Origin of the sequence: Paenibacillus radicis (ex Gao et al. 2016), assembly GCF_014641555.1 — a bacterium.
Taxonomy (GTDB): Bacteria; Bacillota; Bacilli; order Paenibacillales; family Paenibacillaceae; genus Pristimantibacillus; species Pristimantibacillus radicis.
In genome coordinates this window covers 75,716-93,637 of record NZ_BMHY01000011.1, presented here as the reverse complement: position 1 = coordinate 93,637, position 17,922 = coordinate 75,716, and the positions used below count along the sequence as shown (strand labels likewise).

General features: G+C 49.3%; 14 protein-coding genes. 1 reads left to right on the top strand and 13 read right to left on the bottom strand.

What is annotated here, in order from left to right; genetic code table 11:
- Nucleotides 1-77 precede the first annotated feature (77 nt).
- The 5 genes from IEX98_RS22925 to IEX98_RS22905 all read right to left on the bottom strand — a co-directional run bounded on the left by IEX98_RS22925 (nt 78) and on the right by IEX98_RS22905 (nt 6,202).
- Nucleotides 78-710 (bottom strand): SGNH/GDSL hydrolase family protein, encoded by a 633-nt coding sequence (locus tag IEX98_RS22925; RefSeq protein WP_188891878.1) that lies wholly within the window; start codon nt 708-710, stop codon nt 78-80.
- Nucleotides 711-934: 224 nt separating this feature from the next.
- The gene (locus IEX98_RS22920; protein WP_188891859.1) at nt 935-1,765 is read right to left on the bottom strand and encodes a carbohydrate ABC transporter permease; all 831 of its coding nucleotides are present in this window, start codon (nt 1,763-1,765) and stop codon (nt 935-937) included.
- A gap of 12 nt (nt 1,766-1,777) precedes the next feature.
- Nucleotides 1,778-2,677 carry a carbohydrate ABC transporter permease gene (locus tag IEX98_RS22915; RefSeq protein WP_188891857.1) on the bottom strand — a complete coding sequence of 300 codons (900 nt, stop codon included), beginning with the start codon at nt 2,675-2,677 and terminating at the stop codon, nt 1,778-1,780.
- 77 nt (nt 2,678-2,754) lie between these two features.
- Entirely contained in the window at nt 2,755-4,050 is a 1,296-nt protein-coding gene (locus IEX98_RS22910) for an ABC transporter substrate-binding protein (RefSeq protein ID WP_188891854.1), read from the bottom strand.
- A 58-nt stretch (nt 4,051-4,108) separates the two neighbouring features.
- On the bottom strand, nt 4,109-6,202 hold the full coding sequence (locus IEX98_RS22905) for an amylo-alpha-1,6-glucosidase (RefSeq protein ID WP_188891852.1): 2,094 nt from the start codon (nt 6,200-6,202) through the stop codon (nt 4,109-4,111).
- Nucleotides 6,203-6,420: 218 nt separating this feature from the next.
- Here IEX98_RS22905 and IEX98_RS22900 point away from each other — a divergent pair, with 218 nt between their 5' ends.
- Nucleotides 6,421-7,437, top strand: coding sequence for a LacI family DNA-binding transcriptional regulator (locus tag IEX98_RS22900; protein ID WP_188891850.1), 1,017 nt, complete (start codon nt 6,421-6,423; stop codon nt 7,435-7,437).
- Nucleotides 7,438-7,503: 66 nt separating this feature from the next.
- Here the strand turns inward: IEX98_RS22900 and IEX98_RS22895 are convergent, their stop codons facing one another.
- From IEX98_RS22895 to IEX98_RS22860, 8 genes are all read right to left on the bottom strand, one after another.
- Nucleotides 7,504-10,053: a carbohydrate-binding protein gene (locus IEX98_RS22895; RefSeq protein WP_229692347.1), complete on the bottom strand. Its 2,550-nt coding sequence runs from the start codon at nt 10,051-10,053 to the stop codon at nt 7,504-7,506.
- 184 nt (nt 10,054-10,237) lie between these two features.
- Nucleotides 10,238-11,332: a ribosome small subunit-dependent GTPase A gene (gene rsgA, locus IEX98_RS22890; RefSeq protein ID WP_188891846.1), complete on the bottom strand. Its 1,095-nt coding sequence runs from the start codon at nt 11,330-11,332 to the stop codon at nt 10,238-10,240.
- Nucleotides 11,333-11,625: 293 nt separating this feature from the next.
- Nucleotides 11,626-12,363 (bottom strand): twin-arginine translocase subunit TatC, encoded by a 738-nt coding sequence (tatC, locus tag IEX98_RS22885; protein ID WP_188891837.1) that lies wholly within the window; start codon nt 12,361-12,363, stop codon nt 11,626-11,628.
- Complete coding sequence (gene tatA / locus IEX98_RS22880) at nt 12,364-12,612, bottom strand: twin-arginine translocase TatA/TatE family subunit (protein WP_188891835.1); 249 nt, start codon at nt 12,610-12,612, stop codon at nt 12,364-12,366.
- A gap of 71 nt (nt 12,613-12,683) precedes the next feature.
- Entirely contained in the window at nt 12,684-14,312 is a 1,629-nt protein-coding gene (locus tag IEX98_RS22875; protein WP_188891997.1) for a PhoX family protein, read from the bottom strand.
- Nucleotides 14,313-14,502: 190 nt separating this feature from the next.
- A complete protein-coding gene (locus tag IEX98_RS22870; protein WP_188891833.1) occupies nt 14,503-15,321 on the bottom strand; it encodes an SDR family oxidoreductase in 819 nt (272 codons plus the stop codon).
- Between the two features lie 121 nt (nt 15,322-15,442).
- Entirely contained in the window at nt 15,443-16,021 is a 579-nt protein-coding gene (locus IEX98_RS22865) for a TetR/AcrR family transcriptional regulator (RefSeq protein WP_188891831.1), read from the bottom strand.
- Nucleotides 16,022-16,202: 181 nt separating this feature from the next.
- The gene (locus IEX98_RS22860; RefSeq protein ID WP_188891829.1) at nt 16,203-17,282 is read right to left on the bottom strand and encodes an AI-2E family transporter; all 1,080 of its coding nucleotides are present in this window, start codon (nt 17,280-17,282) and stop codon (nt 16,203-16,205) included.
- Nucleotides 17,283-17,922: the final 640 nt, after the last annotated feature.

Sequence of the window (17,922 nt, the reverse complement as noted above, 5' to 3'; positions counted from 1 at the left end):
AACAGCATGAAAAAAACATAAAAAAAGAACCGACTCCTTTTTGTAAAGGGCCGGTTCTTTGGTTTGAAGCGGTTAAATTAACCGTTTGCTTGCACAGCGTTCAGCCAAGCATTGGCGATCAATTCTTGTCCGAGACGGGCTGGATGAACGCCATCAGGCGCCAGCTCACTAATTGACGATTGCGCGCTTGCAGCGGCAAAGAGGCCGTCGATCGGCACGTAGAGCGTACGGAATTCTCTCGCCAATTCGCGAACGGCGTAAATTTTCGGATCCAAGTCTTCCCGCCATGCGTGGCGGTCTTCCGTATTTGGCAATACGAACGGTTCGATAAGGATCAGCGAAGCATTGCTGTTCTCCTTCGTCCGCAATATAAGCTTGCGATAGCCCTCGTAATACTGGTCGGTAGACGTAGGATCATTATTGTCGTATTTACGCCATGTATCGTTAATGCCCACGTAAATAGACAGCCAGTCCGGTTTCAGATCGAGGCAATCCTCATCCCATCTGCTTGTCAGATCGGGAACACGATCGCCGCTAATGCCGCGGTTCAGAAAGGTTACGTTATGATCGGGATAAAGCCGTGCGAATTTCTCCGCAATAATGTGTACATACCCGTCGCCCAAATGGGAAGCGTCGTTTCTGTCTCTGCCTGCATCCGTAATGCTGTCCCCTTGAAAAAGCACTTTTGCATTTTTTTGAATCCGTGTCATCGTCGAAATCGCTCCTTCGCTAGCTGTAGGAATATATTGCTATCGTCTATTATGAACGCTGAGAAGCCTTCTGAATAGTTCAATATTTAATTATTTAGGCCGGAATATGATTGTTTTGAGTACGATTTCATAAACTTAGGCAGCGTTTTCATTCCAATGTTCCGCCATACACAAAAAAAACGGTTCCATTCCCTATCGGAATGAGAACCGCTTTTTTCGTTGTATTACTTGCCGCCCGTAAACGTAATCCCTTTAATAAAGAAGCGATTAAAGAAGGCATAGATGAGCAGAGCCGGCAGCGTAAATACCATGGAAGCCGCCATAATATAGTTCCAGTGGCTAATATATTGGCCTTTGAATGTATTGAGACCGAGCGTCAGCGTAAACATCGACTTATCCGACATGAACATGAGCGGCTTCAAAAACTCATTCCATGCGCCCATGAAGACGAAGATCGTCTGCGCGGCAAGAGCCGGTACAGCAAGCGGCAAAGCGATGCGAAAGAATACCCCGAACCGGTTCAAGCCATCCATCGCTGCTGCCTCCTCCAGCTCTTTCGGGAAGCTAAGGAAAAACTGCCGCATCATAAAGATGAACGTTGCATTAGCCATCATCGGAAGCGTCAATGCTGCGTAAGTGTTCAGCAAATCAAGCTGCTTCATAATCAAATATGCAGGCACGATAGTCAATTGACCCGGAATCATTTGCACGGCGAGAATGAGCACGAACATAATCTTATTCCCGGCAAAATCTATCCGGGCCAGCGCATAGCCCGCCATCGAATTGAACAGCGTATTGCACACTGTCGCTACAACGGCTATGAGCGCACTATTATACATCCAGCGCATAAATAGCGGCTCTTTAACGAAAATATCGTAATAGTTCTGCAGCGTAAACTGCTTCGGAATAAAATTAATGCCTCCCGACACGATCTCGCTTAGCGGCTTGAACGAAGAGGACAACGCCCATAGGAAGGGCGCGACAGTAACACAGCCGTATGCAAACAACAGGAAGTAGAGAACCACTTTGCCCCATTTGGTTTGTTGGATTACCATTTTATCGCCCTCCTAGTTCAGCTTCTCTTCGGCAAACAGCTTGCGTTGAATCAGCGTGACGAGCAGGATGACCGCAGCCAGCATGACTGCCAGCGCTGAAGCGTAGCCAAAGTCAAGATTTTTGAATGCATATTGATAGATGAGCAGCGCAACGGTCAAGGTCGAGTTGTTCGGACCGCCGGAGCCTGCCGAGAAAATATACGATTGATCGAATAGCTGGAACGTGCCGATAAAACCCATGACGACTGTAAAGAAGGTAGCAGGCTTAAGCAGCGGCAGCGTGATGGAAATAAATCTTCTCCATGCGCCTGCCCCGTCAAGCATCGCCGATTCGTAGAGAGCGTCAGGAATATCCTGCAGCGCTGCCAGGAAGACGACCATAAAAAACGGAGCGGTAGACCATATATTCATAAGCATGATCGCCTTCATGGCGACCGCAGGATCTCCAAGCCAGTTGTAGCCGTGCAATCCAATGAATTCAAGCAACCGGTTCAATAGACCGTTCGAATTGTAAATCCACATAAAGATAAGTGACAATACCGCAGAGGAAGTAACGGTAGGCATAAAAAAGACAATGCGGAAAAAGTTTTTAAATTTAAGCTTTGCATTTAATATGACTGCCAAAAAGATGGCGCATGCCGTTTGCAGCGGCACAACGAATATTGCAAATGATGCCGTGTTTTTCAGTGCGATCCATGCTCGCTCGTCCCCCGCCATCCGGGAGAAGTTGTTGAAGCCAACCCATTTGTAGCTGACATCGCCCAGCAAATTCACTTTATGTCCAGAGAGATAGAGTGAATAGAAGACAGGCAAGAATAAAAAAGTGCCAAGAACTAATATCGTTGGAAGCAGAAACAGATAGCCCGTCGCGTTGTTTCGCAGTTTCTTTTTCCATGAAGAGGCTTGGGACATGCATGCTCTTCTCCTTTCGTTACCAACTCAAAAGTATGGAGGAGGGAGATTGTTGGCATCTCCCCTCCTCCATCCCCTTATTTCGCTGCTGCGATTTCCTTGTTCGCAGTCGTCTGTGCTTTGTTTATCGCATCTTCAAGCTTCGAGTTGCCCATAAAGGTGTCCACGAATTGATTGTTGAAGTTGCTCATAATCGTCGGAAGCGTCGATCCTGCTTGCCATGGTGTTGCATAAGAAGCACCGGCTACAATTGCTCCGCGTTTCTCATCCTTGTCATAACCAAGCTCTGTCGCAACCGATTTCCGGGTTGGCAGTGCAAAGCCTTTGCTCGTCCAGGTTTTCATGCCTTCTTTGCCGGTCAAGTACGAGATCAGTTCCCAAGCCGCTTCTTTTTTCTTCGATTCTTTGTTCATCACATAAGCAACGGTGAATGCCATCGTTCCTTTTTTGCCATTAATGGTTGGAAGCTCGGCTGTGCCGTAATCCAGATCCTTGTAGTTCGACTCCAGGAACGGAATCGCCCAGTTTCCTTCGAATACGATGGAAGCTTTGCCTTGGCCGAACATTTCGCCGCCCCATCCAGCGCCCACTTCTTTAGGCTCGCCAGAGGATTTGTCGACATTGTGCATATCGGTAACAAGCTGCAGGCCTTTCAGCGCTTCTGGCGAAGCAAACGCAGCGTTTCCTTCTTCGTCTGCCACTTTGCCGCCAAAGGCTTGAATCATAAACATTTGACGGGCAAGCTCAGGTGCAACACCAAAGCCGTAACGAACCGTTTTGTCGCCTTCTTTTTTCGTCAGCTTAACTGCAGCTGCTTGAAGCTCTTCCCATGTAGCTGGCGGAGTCGTAATACCCGCATCTGCGAAGTCTTTCTTGTTGTAGAACATAGCAAGTGTCGAGGAGTCCTTCGGGAACCCGTAAGTAACTCCGCCTTGCTTGAACGCATCCAGCATCGGCTGGTCAAAGTCAGCTACGTCAAATTCTGGTGTTACATAGCTGTCCAGCGGTTCGAGAACGTTGCGTTCGATAAGACCTGGCGCTTCGAATGCATCCAGATAGAAGACGTCGGGACCTTCGCCGCCGATAAGTCTTGTCTTAATAACATCCATGTATTGATCGGCGATTACTTCATACTTAACCTTCACGTTCGGGTGCTTTGTCTCAAACTCTTGGATCGTCTGGTTGAGCAGCTCCTGCTCTTCCGGACTTGCGCCCCATCCCGCTAGCGTAACCGTAACGGGCTCTTTTGAACCGTTGCTCCCGGATGTCGATTCCGGCGAGTTAGCGTTTCCTCCGCTTTTGCCGCATGCGGACAATACCAATACTGCAGACAAAATTAAAGCAACAATTGCAAAACCTGATCTTTTCTTCATACCTTAAAACCTCCCTAGTAATGTGAGCTTTATCTATATGAAAAATGTTTCGTGTTGCCTAGGCAATGACCAGCTCATAGCCAGTCGAGTTAGACAGCGTTTCCACGACTGCCCCGTCTTCTCCGCGCGAAATCCGCAAGCTTAGCGTACCGTTGCCAATTCGCATATGGTCGACCTTCAGCTCGTTCATTCCATCCAGCAGGGACGGCGTCAGTGTGATCCGGCGGTTTAAGCCGTCGGGCTTCAATCCCAGCAGCGATTGCACGAAAGTTAACGGCGTGCCAGCGGCCCATGCTTGCGGCGAGCAAGCTACGGGATAAGGTACAGGCGATCCCAGCGAATCGTCATATCCGCAATAAAGCTCAGGCAATCTGTAATATTCAAAACCTTCAGCAGCCTTCATCAGGCCCTGCATGACCGTGGTCGCTTCTTTTGTGAAGCCGGAACTGCTGAGTCCAAGCAAGCACATTGAATTGTCATGCGGCCATACGCTGCCGTCATGGTAGCTCATCGGATTATAGCCTGCAGCATCCGTGCTCATCGTCCGGATACCGTATCCGCCGAACATGTCAGGAGCGACCAGTCTTTCTGCAACTGCCTTAGCCCGCTCCGGCGATGCAATACCCGACATCAGAATATGTCCCGGATTGGAAGTAACTGAATCTACACGCTTCTTGTCTTTGTCGAGTGCAATGGCATAGAACTGCTCCTCTTCCATCCAGAACTGGCTCTCGAACTTCTCGCGGAGACTCGCTGCTTCCTCTTCCATGCTGTCTGCTTGTACAGCCAGATCCAGGCTTCTGAATATCGGTGCCAAACGCGTCAATGCCTGATACACATAGCCTTGAACCTCGACGAGTGCGATAGGCGCTTCTGCGTAATCGCCGTTGCTGTGAACGACGGAATCTGCGGAATCTTTCCATCCTTGGTTAGCGATACCTTTGGAAGACTTCTGATAGTATTCAACAAACGCATCGTTGTCATAATCGCCGTATTCTTTAATCCAAGCCAGCGCTTCGTTCAAATGAGGCATTAACGAGACGATAAAGCCGGCGTCTCCCGTCCAGTGATAATATTCGGCTGCCAGCAGCAGAAACAGCGGCGTTGCATCTATCGTTCCGTAATAAGGTGTAAACGGCACTTGGTTCGTTCCAGCCAGCTCGCCATAACGAATTTCATGCATCACCTTGCCCGGCTCCTCATCCCGCCACTCATCCTCTTTCTTGCCTTGATAAGCGGCCAGCGTCAGCAGCGTGCCTTTGGCAATCTCCGGATTAAGCGACAGCATCTGCAATGCGGCAATCAAGCTGTCGCGGCCGAACGGCACGGAATACCAAGGCAATCCAGCTACTGGAAATGCGCCATAGCCTATATCGGTCAGCAGAACCCGCAAGTCTTGAACGCCGCGGTAATAGAGCTTATCGAACAGCGCAATATCGCTGTTGACGGTCGTTGTAGAGCTATTCCACTCTGCATAGGACTGTCTAAGCTTTTCCATCGCATGCTGCGGCTCATGCTGCTGAGGCTCTATTCCATCCACAACAGGAGCGACAAAGAAAGTAATGGAAGCGGATTCACGGTGATTCAGCGCAACAGCGAAATGCAGCTCACCGTTATCTTCGACGCGGCTTTCCGCGGTATCCCATTTGATTTTCGTTTCTCTTCGGACGCCGTCGGCGCCGTCATAGCCAATCGTTCTTTGGCGTTCGCCTTGCTGCTCGCCTGACTTGCTGCCCAAATCTCCATGCTGGAAGCCGCGAACGACGAACATGTCGGCAAAGTCCGCATCCAGCAGCACCGAGAAATCGAATTGAATCGCTTTCGGATAGTAGCTCGTCAACTTGAAGGTTTCATACAGCCCCCCGTCATAAATGAACCGGGTACGTTCGATTTCGACTGATTCCCTCCATAAGATCAGTTCGCCGTTCTCCTCCATATGCGGATTGGTCAGGCGAATCGTTGAAATATAGTTCTCGTCGGCAGCGGAGGACAATAGAATCGGGCTGCGTCCATTAATCCGAATCTCCATTCTGCTCAGGAACCGTGTATCTTTCGTATACAGTCCCAGACCGGAAGCATCACCTTGCGGAATGTCGCCGTTTTTGTCCGTCATTAGAAACAGGTCGTTCTCTTTGATGACTCGATAATCCAAGCTTTCCCCTCTTTTCTTGCTGTAGTAGCTATTTAATCGCGAGCATCCGAAACGTTTCGGATCAACGTCAAAAAAATGGGCATCCCGTTATGAAAATGGCGCCTGCAAACTTTCCAAAACGTTTCGGATGCGTTATAATGTGAATTATAGATCATGATGAAAGCATTTACAACCCCGAATTTATATTTTAATTTTTTTAACGATTTTGGAGGTATTCGATGGTCACCATTAAAGACATTGCCAAATCAGCAGGCGTATCCGTGACGACGGTATCCCGCGCCTTGAATGGATATGACGACGTTAACGAAGGTACGCGGCTCAAAATTAAGACGATCGCCGATGAACTGGGCTATAGTCCCAACATGGCTGCAAGGTCGCTTATTTCAAAAAAAACGAAAACGCTCGGCTTGCTCTTATCCAACATTACGCGAGACAGCAGTAAAGACAATATTGCCTATGAGGTGCTCTGCGGCATCAATGACCGCTCCGGCGAATTGGACTATGACCTCGTCTTGTTCAGCACGACACCGCAGAAGCAGTCCATCAAATCCTACAAAACGTTATGCCAGGAACGAGGCGTCGACGGTGTCATCATTATGGGGATCCGGCTCGACGACCCCTATTTGAAAGAAATCGTATCCTCGGAAATTCCTTGCATCCTTATTGATATTACTCTCCAAGGACCTAATGTTGCATACGTCACTTCGGATAATACGAACGGCGCACTTGCAGCCGTCAACCATCTGCTTGAATATGGACATCGCGAGATCGCGATGATTAACGGACATACCCAAGCCGATGTCAGTCTCCTTCGTCTCGAAGGCTACCGCAGGGCGCTCCATCAAGCCGGCATGGTTTTTGACGAAACGCTCGTCTTGAACGGACAATTCTCCGAGCAAGGCGGCAAAGAAGCCGCTTGCCGTATTATGACGGAACGGCCGGAAGTGACCGCCCTCTTTTGCGCGAGTGATCTGATGGCATTAGGTGCGCTTCAAGGCGTGAAGGAAATGGGCAAAAAAGTGCCAGATGACATCTCCATCATCGGCTTTGACAACATTGATCTGACCGCCTATTGCACGCCAGCACTTTCCACTGTCCATCAATACAAATATGAGCTGGGCACTGCAGCTGCTCAGGTGCTTATCGACTTGCTGGAGGGCAAGGACGTATCGCATCATGTCATGCTGGCAACCGATGTTATTCAGCGGGAGAGTGTACGCAGGCTGGAAGCATAGTGTATCGACGTAAAAAGAAGTCCGGAGCGATTGATTGCTCCGGACTTCTTTTGTTCAACGCCTGCTCTATTGACTGACTTGAATTTGATCGAGATTAATGAGCCCGTTATCGCCAGCATCAAATTTATACATAATCGTGTTATTGCCGGCTTGCAGATTCAAGCTTTCCGATTTCGTACCCCAGCTGTCCCAATTCGCCAGAGCTGTCAGGGAAGTTTGCTTGATCTTGACACCGTTGACATAAATACTTACCGTCCTTGTGCTGCCCGAGCCATTCGCATAACGAAGCACGGTATTATAGTTTCCTGCCGCTGATACGTTGACCGCAAATGAAGTGGACGCTCCTGCGGATTCATAACCTGCAACAAAACCGCTGCCGTAATAGCCGGTATGATCATTCATGACTTTGGCTCCACCGCCTAAGGCTGCATATTCCGCCTGATAAATGAAGGATACCGGTGCTGTTGAGACCGCAAAGTCCATCCAGTTGAAATTAAAACCGCCGTTTGGCGCTTGAACCCGGATGACCTGATAGCCGGCTTGCAGACTGACCGTCTGCGTGATCGTCTGATAGTTTTGCCAGCCGCCCGTATTCGGAACCGCGACTGTCGCCAGCACTGAACCGGCTCCGTCAAGCAGACGGATTTGCCCCGTGCTGTTCGGGCTCGCTACACGCAGCCATACGGTGTAAGCACTGCTGTTCTGCACCTGTACCCCATAATCCAGCCAATCGCCATTATCGATCCAGCCGACATTCAAGCCGCCGCCGGCATCGCTTGTCGGCTCCGTCTGAATGCCGAACATGCCGATATAGCTCTCCGCTTCAATTTTGCCCGGAATCGTTGCTCCGCTGGCCGATGGAGCGCTAACATGAATCCGATCCAAGTTAACTGGCCCGCTATCCCCCGGATCAAATACATAGGCAATCGTATTGCTGCCGGCCTGCAGCTTCAATGTCTCGGCTTTCGTCCCCCAGCTATCCCAGTTCGCCAATGCCGCAAGAGCTGTCTGTTTGATTTTGACCCCATTCACATAAATGCTTAACGACTTGGATGCCCCGGAGCCATTCGCATAACGCAGCGTCACCTCATAATTGGCGAGCGCCGGAGCTTGAACCGTAAATCTCGTAGAAGCGCCTTGGGTTTCATACCCTGCCACGAAGCCAGTGCCGGTATAGCCCGTATGGTTCGTCATCACATTGGCACCCCCAGATAAGACCGCCTGCTCCGCTTGGTATTCATTGGTCGGCTCGCCGGTACCTGTCGAAGGCGATAACGTAATCGAATAGGCATCCATCGCATAGAGCCATGGAATCGAAACTAGGATAGACTGATTCGTTACCGTCGCATCGAACACTTGAACCACATCGGGTGCAGTGACAGGATCCACATTATGAATTCGGGACACAGATACCCTTACCTTGCCATTCGCGCCAACCAGATAGGATGCCGAGTTCAACTGGTTGATGCTAACGTCCACATTGCCGATGTATCCGCCTTTGTTGCCCAACAAAATGCGAGCAGATTGCTGAGCCGCATCCTTGCTGGCAACACCATCGATTTTCGCCGAAGGTACAGTCGCAACGAGTGTCCCTGTCATATCCGCATAACTCTTATACGTCCACCACTGTCCTTTCTTTTGCGAGTCCGGCGTCAGAATATCGTCCAGCAGCCCTTGATCGCAGCAGTGATCCCAGATGGCGTGATTGGCGCCAAGAACGCCCGATTTCTCCAAGCGCGCCAAGTACCATGCCGTGTAACCCGCATTTTGCTCCGCTGGCCAGATGTATTCACCGATGGTAAAGCCATCGATAGACGTTATGTTCTTAGTGTTCAGCAAGTTTTGCGCGGTTTGAACGTCAGCAACCGGGTCCGCGCTGAAATGCCAGTCGAGAATATCGGGCAGCGCGTTGTTGTTTTTCGCATAATCCAGCCAATTGCTCAACTGAGTTGCGTTAAAGCCGCCATATCCAGGACCAACGATGACCGCATTCGGATCAAGAGAGCGAATAAGCTGGACGCTTCGCTTCCACATCTCGAAATATTGCGCTTCCGATCTTGGCCAGAAATAGGCGCCGTCCGGCTCGTTCCAAATATCATATCTGGCATTCGTCATGTTGGCGGCGATTTTATCATTCACAAGCTGGGTAATGAATTGATTCCAGGATGTCCAGCTTCCATTGTCGCCAGGAAATATCGGATCATTGTTGTTCGGTATCGTACGTCCGTCGGAGCCCCAAATATCGCTTACGAGTATTTGATAGGTCGCTCCAATCGCATTCACCCGGTTATACTGGTTTTTCACCGAATTAAATCTCGGCAAGTAGCCGTTGTAACCGCCTACCGCCCATGCGCCGCCGCTCAGTCCCGCTCCGCCGCCGCGGAATAATTGCGGTTTGAGATCAGAGAGCAGTGAGCCATTGGGAGCGCTTCCATTTTCACTCAGCCCATAGAGGAATCCTGTCCCCCGATAAGTAGGCGCCCCTAAGGTCTGGCTCATGTCGATCGACACCGACTCGGCAGCCGCCTGTACGGGCTGGGAAACGAACAGCGTCGGAATAAGCAATCCGATCGTAAGAACTGCCGCCACCGCCTTCTTCGTTTTGTTGCGAATCATTGCTTTCAAGCTTGATCACTCCTCATCGTTTGATTGTAAACAATTCCAGTGTACAGGTATGAAAGCGCTTCATATATTCTAATTATTTAAAAAAGGTGGACGAAGTTAAGCTTGATTTGCATGGAAAGCAGCATCCGATACGAGAAAAGCCCCCGCGTCGCGGGAGCTTTATTACAGCGTGGAGTCAGAATTTTTCTTTTCGCCCTTTTTTCTGCTTTTTCAATTGCTTGGAGAAAGCTTTGGAAGCTTGCCATTTCTCATACAAATAACGGCTTTTGACCTTATCAAAGGCTGATTCCTTCAACAGCTTCCTATACTTGCTCAGCCGATCGGGCGTTAGCCTTCCTTCCTCCAGCGCAAGCAGAACGGCGCAGCCCGTCTCCCGCTCATGCCGGCAATCCTTGAATTTGCACTGTGTCTGCAGCACTTCCAGATCAGCAAATTGCTCCGACACAGATTCTGCCGCATCCGCGATTCCAATCTCCCGCAGCCCTGGCGTATCCAGATACAATCCGCCCCCTGGAAGGACGATCATTTGACGGTGCACCGTCGTATGGCGCCCGCGGTCATCGCTTTCACGCACCTCCGATGTCTCCATAACCTCTTCACCGAACAAAGCGTTCACCAGGCTTGATTTCCCGACGCCAGACGAGCCAAGTGCGATAACGGTGTTGCCTTTGCCGAAATACGGAAGCAGCTGCTCCAGCCCTTTCTTTTCTTGGGCGCTTACTGTGTAAATAGGAATCCCGGGGCACACGGTTTCGCAGATTACTGCTTTGCTGTCCGGATCATCGCATAAATCCGCTTTCGTCAGCACTATGGCAATATCAGCCCCGCTTTCCCTTGCCATGATGACATACCGTTCCAAGCGATGGAGGTTGAAATCACGATTGAGCGCCATACAAATAAATACGGTATCGAAGTTAGCCGCCAACACCTGCAATTCGCTTTTGTCAAAGTTGTTCCTGCGGTAAAACATCGTCTTGCGGGGCATCAGCTCATGAATAACCGCTCGATCCTTCTGTTCGGTCAGCTTCACCAGCACGTAATCGCCAACTGCGGGGAAGCCTCCCATGGCATCATTGGCATATAGATACTTGCCGGCCAGATGCGAGATGATTTCGCCGTGAGCTGTTGCCGCTTGATAGTAGTTTTTATGCTGGGCGATTATTCTTGCCGGCTGCAGCTGCAGTTGATGCTGTCGCTCCGGCAGATCTGACAGGACGTTCTTTACGTAGTTTTCCGTATATCCGTATTGCTCTAATAAGTTTTCTTTCACTGTTGTGATCAAGCTCCTTCGTCTGTTTGTTTGATGGGTACGACAAAAAGAGCCCGGGACATTCCGCATGCCCGGACTCTACGCGCTGTCAAAACAGACATAGAAAAGCCCGGACTATACTGCCCGGGCTCATCGTCGCTCGAAAATAACTTTAAAAATCCGATCGATGGAATGAGTGGCAGCTGTCGACGTTGTATAACAATCCAAGTGTAAAGTTTGTCATTGTGACCAGCTCCCTTCATTCATTAGTAAAAGCATCATACCATTTAATTCCTTATTTGTCTACTCGTTATTCATCCGCTCACTTCGTTTTGCTGTCCCGCCCGCAATTGCTTGCGATATACGAATTTCGAGATCGAGATGCTGATTTCGTACAACAGAAACAACGGCACAATGACGATAATGTCGGATAAAATATCCGGCGGCGTAATCGTCACCGCCACAATACAAAGAACAAAGTACGCAAGCTTGCGCGCTTTGGCAAGCCGGATAGGGTTCAAAATCCCCAGCTTAGTCAAAAACATGACGATGGCCGGCATTTCGAACAGCAAACCAAACGGGACCGTCATATGGATCATAAACGTAAAATATTTTTGCGCCGTATATAGCACAGCAAATTCTCCTGCCGCCATTTCATTCATGAAATGCAGCACCATCGGAAACAGAATGAAATAACCGAAGCAGATCCCGATTAGAAACAGCAGGCTGATGCCGGGGATGAGCATAAGCGCTGAGCGCTGCGCTTGGGGCGGTACAGCCGGCTGTACGAACCGCCATATCTGATAGGCTGCAACTGGAAGCGTAACCGCGATAGCGACGGCTCCGGCGATCATCATATAGACCCACATCACGTCGGAAGGGCCAAGCAGCACCAGCTGCTCTTCCATATCCCGGACGAGCCATTGATAAATATCTCTTACATAGATTAAGGCTGCTGCCATAGACACGAGAAATGCGGCCAGTGTACGGATCAGCCTGGAGCGCATTTCCTCTAAATGCCCAATGACGCTTTGTTCATTCGGAGCCGCCATTTACTTGTCCGCAGCCGTCGAAGCTTGCTGCTGCTGTAACTGCGGCTCCCCCTCTTTGCGATCGCGTTCCTGCTCAGAGTCCCTGTCGCCATCCGTGCCGTTCACCAGACCCCGGGTTGCTCCTTTAAATTCGCTAAGCGTCCGGCCAAACGCGCGCCCCAATTCAGGCAGCTTGGAAGGACCAAATATAATAAGTGCAATGATGAGGATTAATACCAATCCGCCAATTCCAATATTTCCGAAAGGCATAGCTGCAGCTCCTTTTTATCTAAGCAGGGGATGTTACCGCCTAGGCAGCGTCCCCCCTTGCTTTTAATAGATTAATTCCCCAGCTTAAATCCGCTAACGGCAACAACGGCGCATCTCGCCATTTTTTCGCCTGCACGGTGCGGCCAGGTGCTAGTTGGATTGCTCAAATCCTTCGTGTTTTCCCCCGGATGCTGTACGGATAAGAACAGAGTCTGCTCATCCGGCGTGAAGAACGGACCTGTCAGCTCGCATTCTACAGGGCCGGAAGCGAATTGAAGTGCTTTGCCCTTATCAGGGCCGCTTGTCGGGATAACAAACAATCCGTTATTCATAAACGATTTGTGTATGCCTTTGTTTTGGCTGCTGCTGGAAATATCCGTAACGACCCATAAATGGCCATTCGAATCGAAAGCCAAATTATCTGGCGAGCTGAAACCGGATTGACGGCCGCCTGCCGCAAAAATCTCAAAATCGAATTCCAGAGCGCCGAGGTCATTCCCTGCTTCGAAAATACGTGTAATATGGCCATGAATATTGCCGTGATTATCGTTATTGGTATGACAGATGAAGATCGTGTGGTCAAACGGCGAAATTTCGATATCCTCCGGCCGATCCGTCGGCGTTCCGCCAACAAGCAGCGCCGCTTCCTGGCAATAGGTAACGATGTCGCCCTGCGTTTTGAATTTCTGTTGAAGCTCCGGCTTCCCTTTAACCGCCTTGGCTACTTCCTCCAGAGTTACGGCCTGCCATTTGCCCGTCTTCAAGTTGGCTGCATAGAGCGTTCCTTCTTCAAGCAGCGCTGAGTTGGCGCGGCCTTTCGATTTATCGAATTTGCCTTTGCTGACGAATTTGTAGACGCAGGCGTCTTTCTTATCATCGCCCATATAGACAACAACGCGTCCGTCTGCCGCCAGTCCCATAGCGGTATTCTCATGATTAAAGCGGCCGAGTGCCGTATGCTTCTTCAAATAAGATTTGTCGAAAGGATCGACCTCGACAACCCATCCGTAATGCGTCTCCGTCAAACCGGAGGCGGCAGCCGTCTCCGCAAAGTTCTCTTCGCAGGAGAGCACCGTATTCCAAAGGGTGACGCCGCCGGAGCAATTGGCGAAGGTACCAACTGCAGTTGCAGCGCTTTTCAAAGCGGAGATTCCTCTAGCCGGACCGGTAAATTCGAATTTCGTGTACCCGTTAATGCGGCGCGCATACTTCGATTTCGTATCCATTTTCCACACGCCCTTCTCGTCGCGATACACCTCGATAACGGACATGCCTTGATAGTACAGGTTCTTATGCAATTGATCGGCAGTCATTTTATCGTTTAGAACCGGGCCGATCGAGAAGATTGTGCTGTATTCATGATTGTTGACAAGCAATCCACGATTGTTGGAGCCTTCGATGGGGAAAAATGCGTTGAAATCGCAGCCGGAGCCGAACTTCTCGCCTTCCGGATTAATCACGTCGTTAAAGGCTGCGACGACGTCGTACCTAAAGTTTTTCGGCAGTACAAGCTGGTCGGCATCAGTGGGCGCTATCGGATCAAAATATCCGCTTACCCGGTTCGTATCAAATCCAAACAAATGATCAGCCGTTGCCGACATGGCAGAGGCCTTGCCATCCAGTACGCCGAGCCCTGCAGAAGCGGCTGCCAGAGCTGTTGCTCCGGTACCCAAATAGGAAAGAAACGTCTTGCGATCCATCGTTTTGCTCAACTTGTCCACCCCTTAGACTTATTCGTCCTACCAAGGACAAGTGTACGCCGGGATTGTTAATGAGGAATTATGAACGATTGGTTTTATTGTAAATAAAAGGTTGAAAATATGAAAAAGCTGCCTATGAGCGAACTTCATTCCGCTCACAGGCAGCCGTAATATCAGAACCTTTATTTGTTTATTTGTAATTAGAAGCAATCGTCTCCAAATAATCTTCAATCGGCATCGAATTGCGCATGGCTACCAGTCCGTTGCTTGCCTCACCAACAAGCGTTCGAAATTTCTTGCTTTCTCCCGTAGCTAGCGAAGAGATCGCATCTACAATCATTTGCGGATCATCCATCGGTTTGTTCTGTGCTTGGCTGAAGCTTGCCTTCACTTTTTCCGTGATCGCATCATAATCGGTAATCTCTTCCCCTTGGCTCCAAACGATGCTGCTGTTGAAGTTGTTGCCAGCCGAACCTCCTTGCTCTATCAGTCTCAGCTCAATATTTAACGGCTTCAGCTCATAATAAAGCCCCTCAATTAGGCCTTCCAGCGCAAACTTGGACATGTTGTACAGCGAGCCGGTCGGTACCGCTGTCGTCAGCCCCATTAACGAGCTAATATTAATAAACATTCCGCCCCTCCGGGAACGGTAATGAGGCAGGAACGCCCGGATGACATTAATCGGCCCTCTGACATTGACTGCAAACTGCCAATCAATCGCGTCCTCTTCCGCCAGTTCCAGAGGCCCATAAGCGCCCATACCGGCGTTGTTGACGACTACATCGATTTGACCAAAAGCTTCGATTGCGTCGGCAACAGCTGTTTTCACCTGAGCTGCATCCGTCACATCCAGCTTGAACAATTTAATGTTTTCGTACTTCAACAGCTCCTCTTCCTTCTCCGGGGAACGCATCGTTGCCGCTACATTCCATCCTTGTTTCGCAAAATGAATCGCCGTCAATTTGCCCAGTCCGCTGCTTGTACCCGTTATAAAAATTGTTTTGCTCATTTTCTTTTCCTCCTCGGATGAATGCATATTGAAATAATTAAGTTCACATCAGGTTAGATCGAACGTTCATTCTAATTTGTTGAAAAGAAAAAACCGCATTCCCTTGCAGTCTTTCCTCGCATTATCGGCTTACTGCTTTCCAACTGGAATCAATCACGCTCTGAATCGTCTCTTCATTTAGGTTGAACTGGCCTTTGAGATGCCCCTTCACCAAATAGACGATTGAACCATAATTCATCTGAACCATCTGTTTCGGCTCCATATCCAGCATCAGCCCTTGACCAATCGCTTCAGCGTACAGCTTTGCCAACGGCCCGCACCAGCCCCCTTCATATGCCTCCAGTTTCGAAGAATCATAAATATAGGGCGAGAACGAATATTGCTCAATAAATTGAAAGCCCAGCGGATAGGTCATGCAAAGCTCGAATACTTTTTTCCAAGCACGCTCAAAACGTATCCGAACCGGTTCATCCGTATCGAGTCCGCTCGTTACAAACTCCCCGTTGAATTTTACAATTCCCTTGTACAGCTCGTTTATAATATCTTCCTTGCTGGAAAAGTAATGATAGATACTGCCTGTCGACACGCCGGATTGTTTGGCAATAAGCGCCATCGACGTAGCCTGAAGCTCTTTCTCATTGATAATTTGCAGCGTCGTTTGCAATACCGCTTGCTGCACGTTGTTGTATTTTTCAAACATGGGTGCACCTCCTTGCCTTGGATTCAACGAAAAAGAAGATTGTATCGAACGTTCATTCTAATCATAATGATCACATCGTCTGTTGTCAACAGGCTATGCGCAGCACATGCTGCCTAATGGTGGTCGGCCATGCCGCAAGTGGAGTCCACATATAAGCAGCGGCTTGGCCGGTGACTGCTTCTTATATCGTCTCCCAGCGCCATTTTATATACAGGCGATATATTTTTCCAACGATGATCTTGATGATCATATAGACGGGAATGATAAGCAAAATGCCCAGCATCCCTGCCAGATCCCCGCCGACCAATACGAGTATAATCGTCGTCAACGGATGAATGTCCAGCTGTTTGCGGTAAACATAAGGTGCAATAAGATTATCCTGAATTTGCTGGGCTACGAAAATAACGACAAGCGACCAGATCGCGATTGACGGAGATTCGATAAACCCGATGATAACGATCGGGATCATCGAAAGAAACGAACCGATAAACGGGATAAAGTTCAAGATAACGGCGATCGCCGTAAGCAGCAGCGCATAGGGCAATCCGATCAGCAGAAATCCGGGATACATGAGCACGCCTAGCGCTAAGTTGATCAGCACTTTTCCGACGATAAAGCCGCTCAGCGAATGATCGATTTCCGTAACGACCTCCGCGGTATCTTTTTGAAATCGGGTTGGCATAAGTTTGATGATACGGTCGCTAAATTTCCCGCTGTCTTTCAGCATATAGAACAAAATAATCGGGAAAATCGCGATCACAATGGCAATACTCGATATGACGGTTACCGCATTGGAGATATAATTAGTGACGAAAGTAAAGCCCTTGTTTAAGTAATCTGTCATCTGCGAAAGCGGATTGCCGCCTTCAGGAAACCACCGGCTCCATATTCCGTTTTGCTCGATTTCCTCCAGCTGCTTGCTCAAGGAAGCGAATAAATCCGGTGCATTTTCTACCAGAGTAAGTAATTGTCCGCGTAACGACGGCCAGACGATAACGACAAATCCAGCAAAGATTAATGCAATCATTACATATATGATTATGACGGCAAGCGTTCGATTCAGCTTCCTGCGTTCCATCCAATTGACGAGCGGCCGCAGCAGGTAATAAAAAAACACCGACAGCATTAAAGGCACGGTCATAATCGCAACCAATGATGCAATCGGCTTGAACAGAAAATCAACTAGCGATCCCAAGTAAATGATGGCCAACACGAGCAGCACGGCAACACTTATTTTAATAAAAGCATTCAGCTTTTCCATATGCTTTCCCCTTTATCCGGCAATTTGTTTAGCATATGTACCCTATTTCCCCTGTTCTGAATCAGGGGGGAATGGCAATGGCGGGAACCTGCCTGCCACTTTTGCTGCAACGAAGCGGATTCGCTAATTTGCGAAGCCATCTTCGCTGTACTGACCTGACCAGCTAGGCAGTTTGCGAATAGCGAAGCAAGTTTCGCTACTCATGAACCTAGGTTCTCGAACAGCGAAGATTGCTTCGCTCGGCACCTAAACCAACTGCATCTCGCTGCTCCAGCGAAATTAGCTTCGCTATTTTGCGAACCTGCTTCGCTCGGCACTACAACCAACCGCATCTCGCTGCATCAGCGAAGTTAGCTTCGCTATACTGCGAACCTGCTTCGCTCGACAGTTCAACCAATCGCATCTCGCTGCTCCAGCGAAATTAGCTTCGCTATACTGCGAACCTGCTTCACTCGGCACTTCAACTAACTTCAACTTCAACTTTTAAACCAACTAGTTTCGCTGCTGGGCAAAACTGCTTCGCCGACATGTTACTGGTCAGGGCGCATACTAATGCGGTTGAGAGTTTTTTCGAGGTAACCTGCCACTTTTGCTGCAACGAAGCGGATTCGCTAATTTGCGAAGCAATCTTCGCTATACT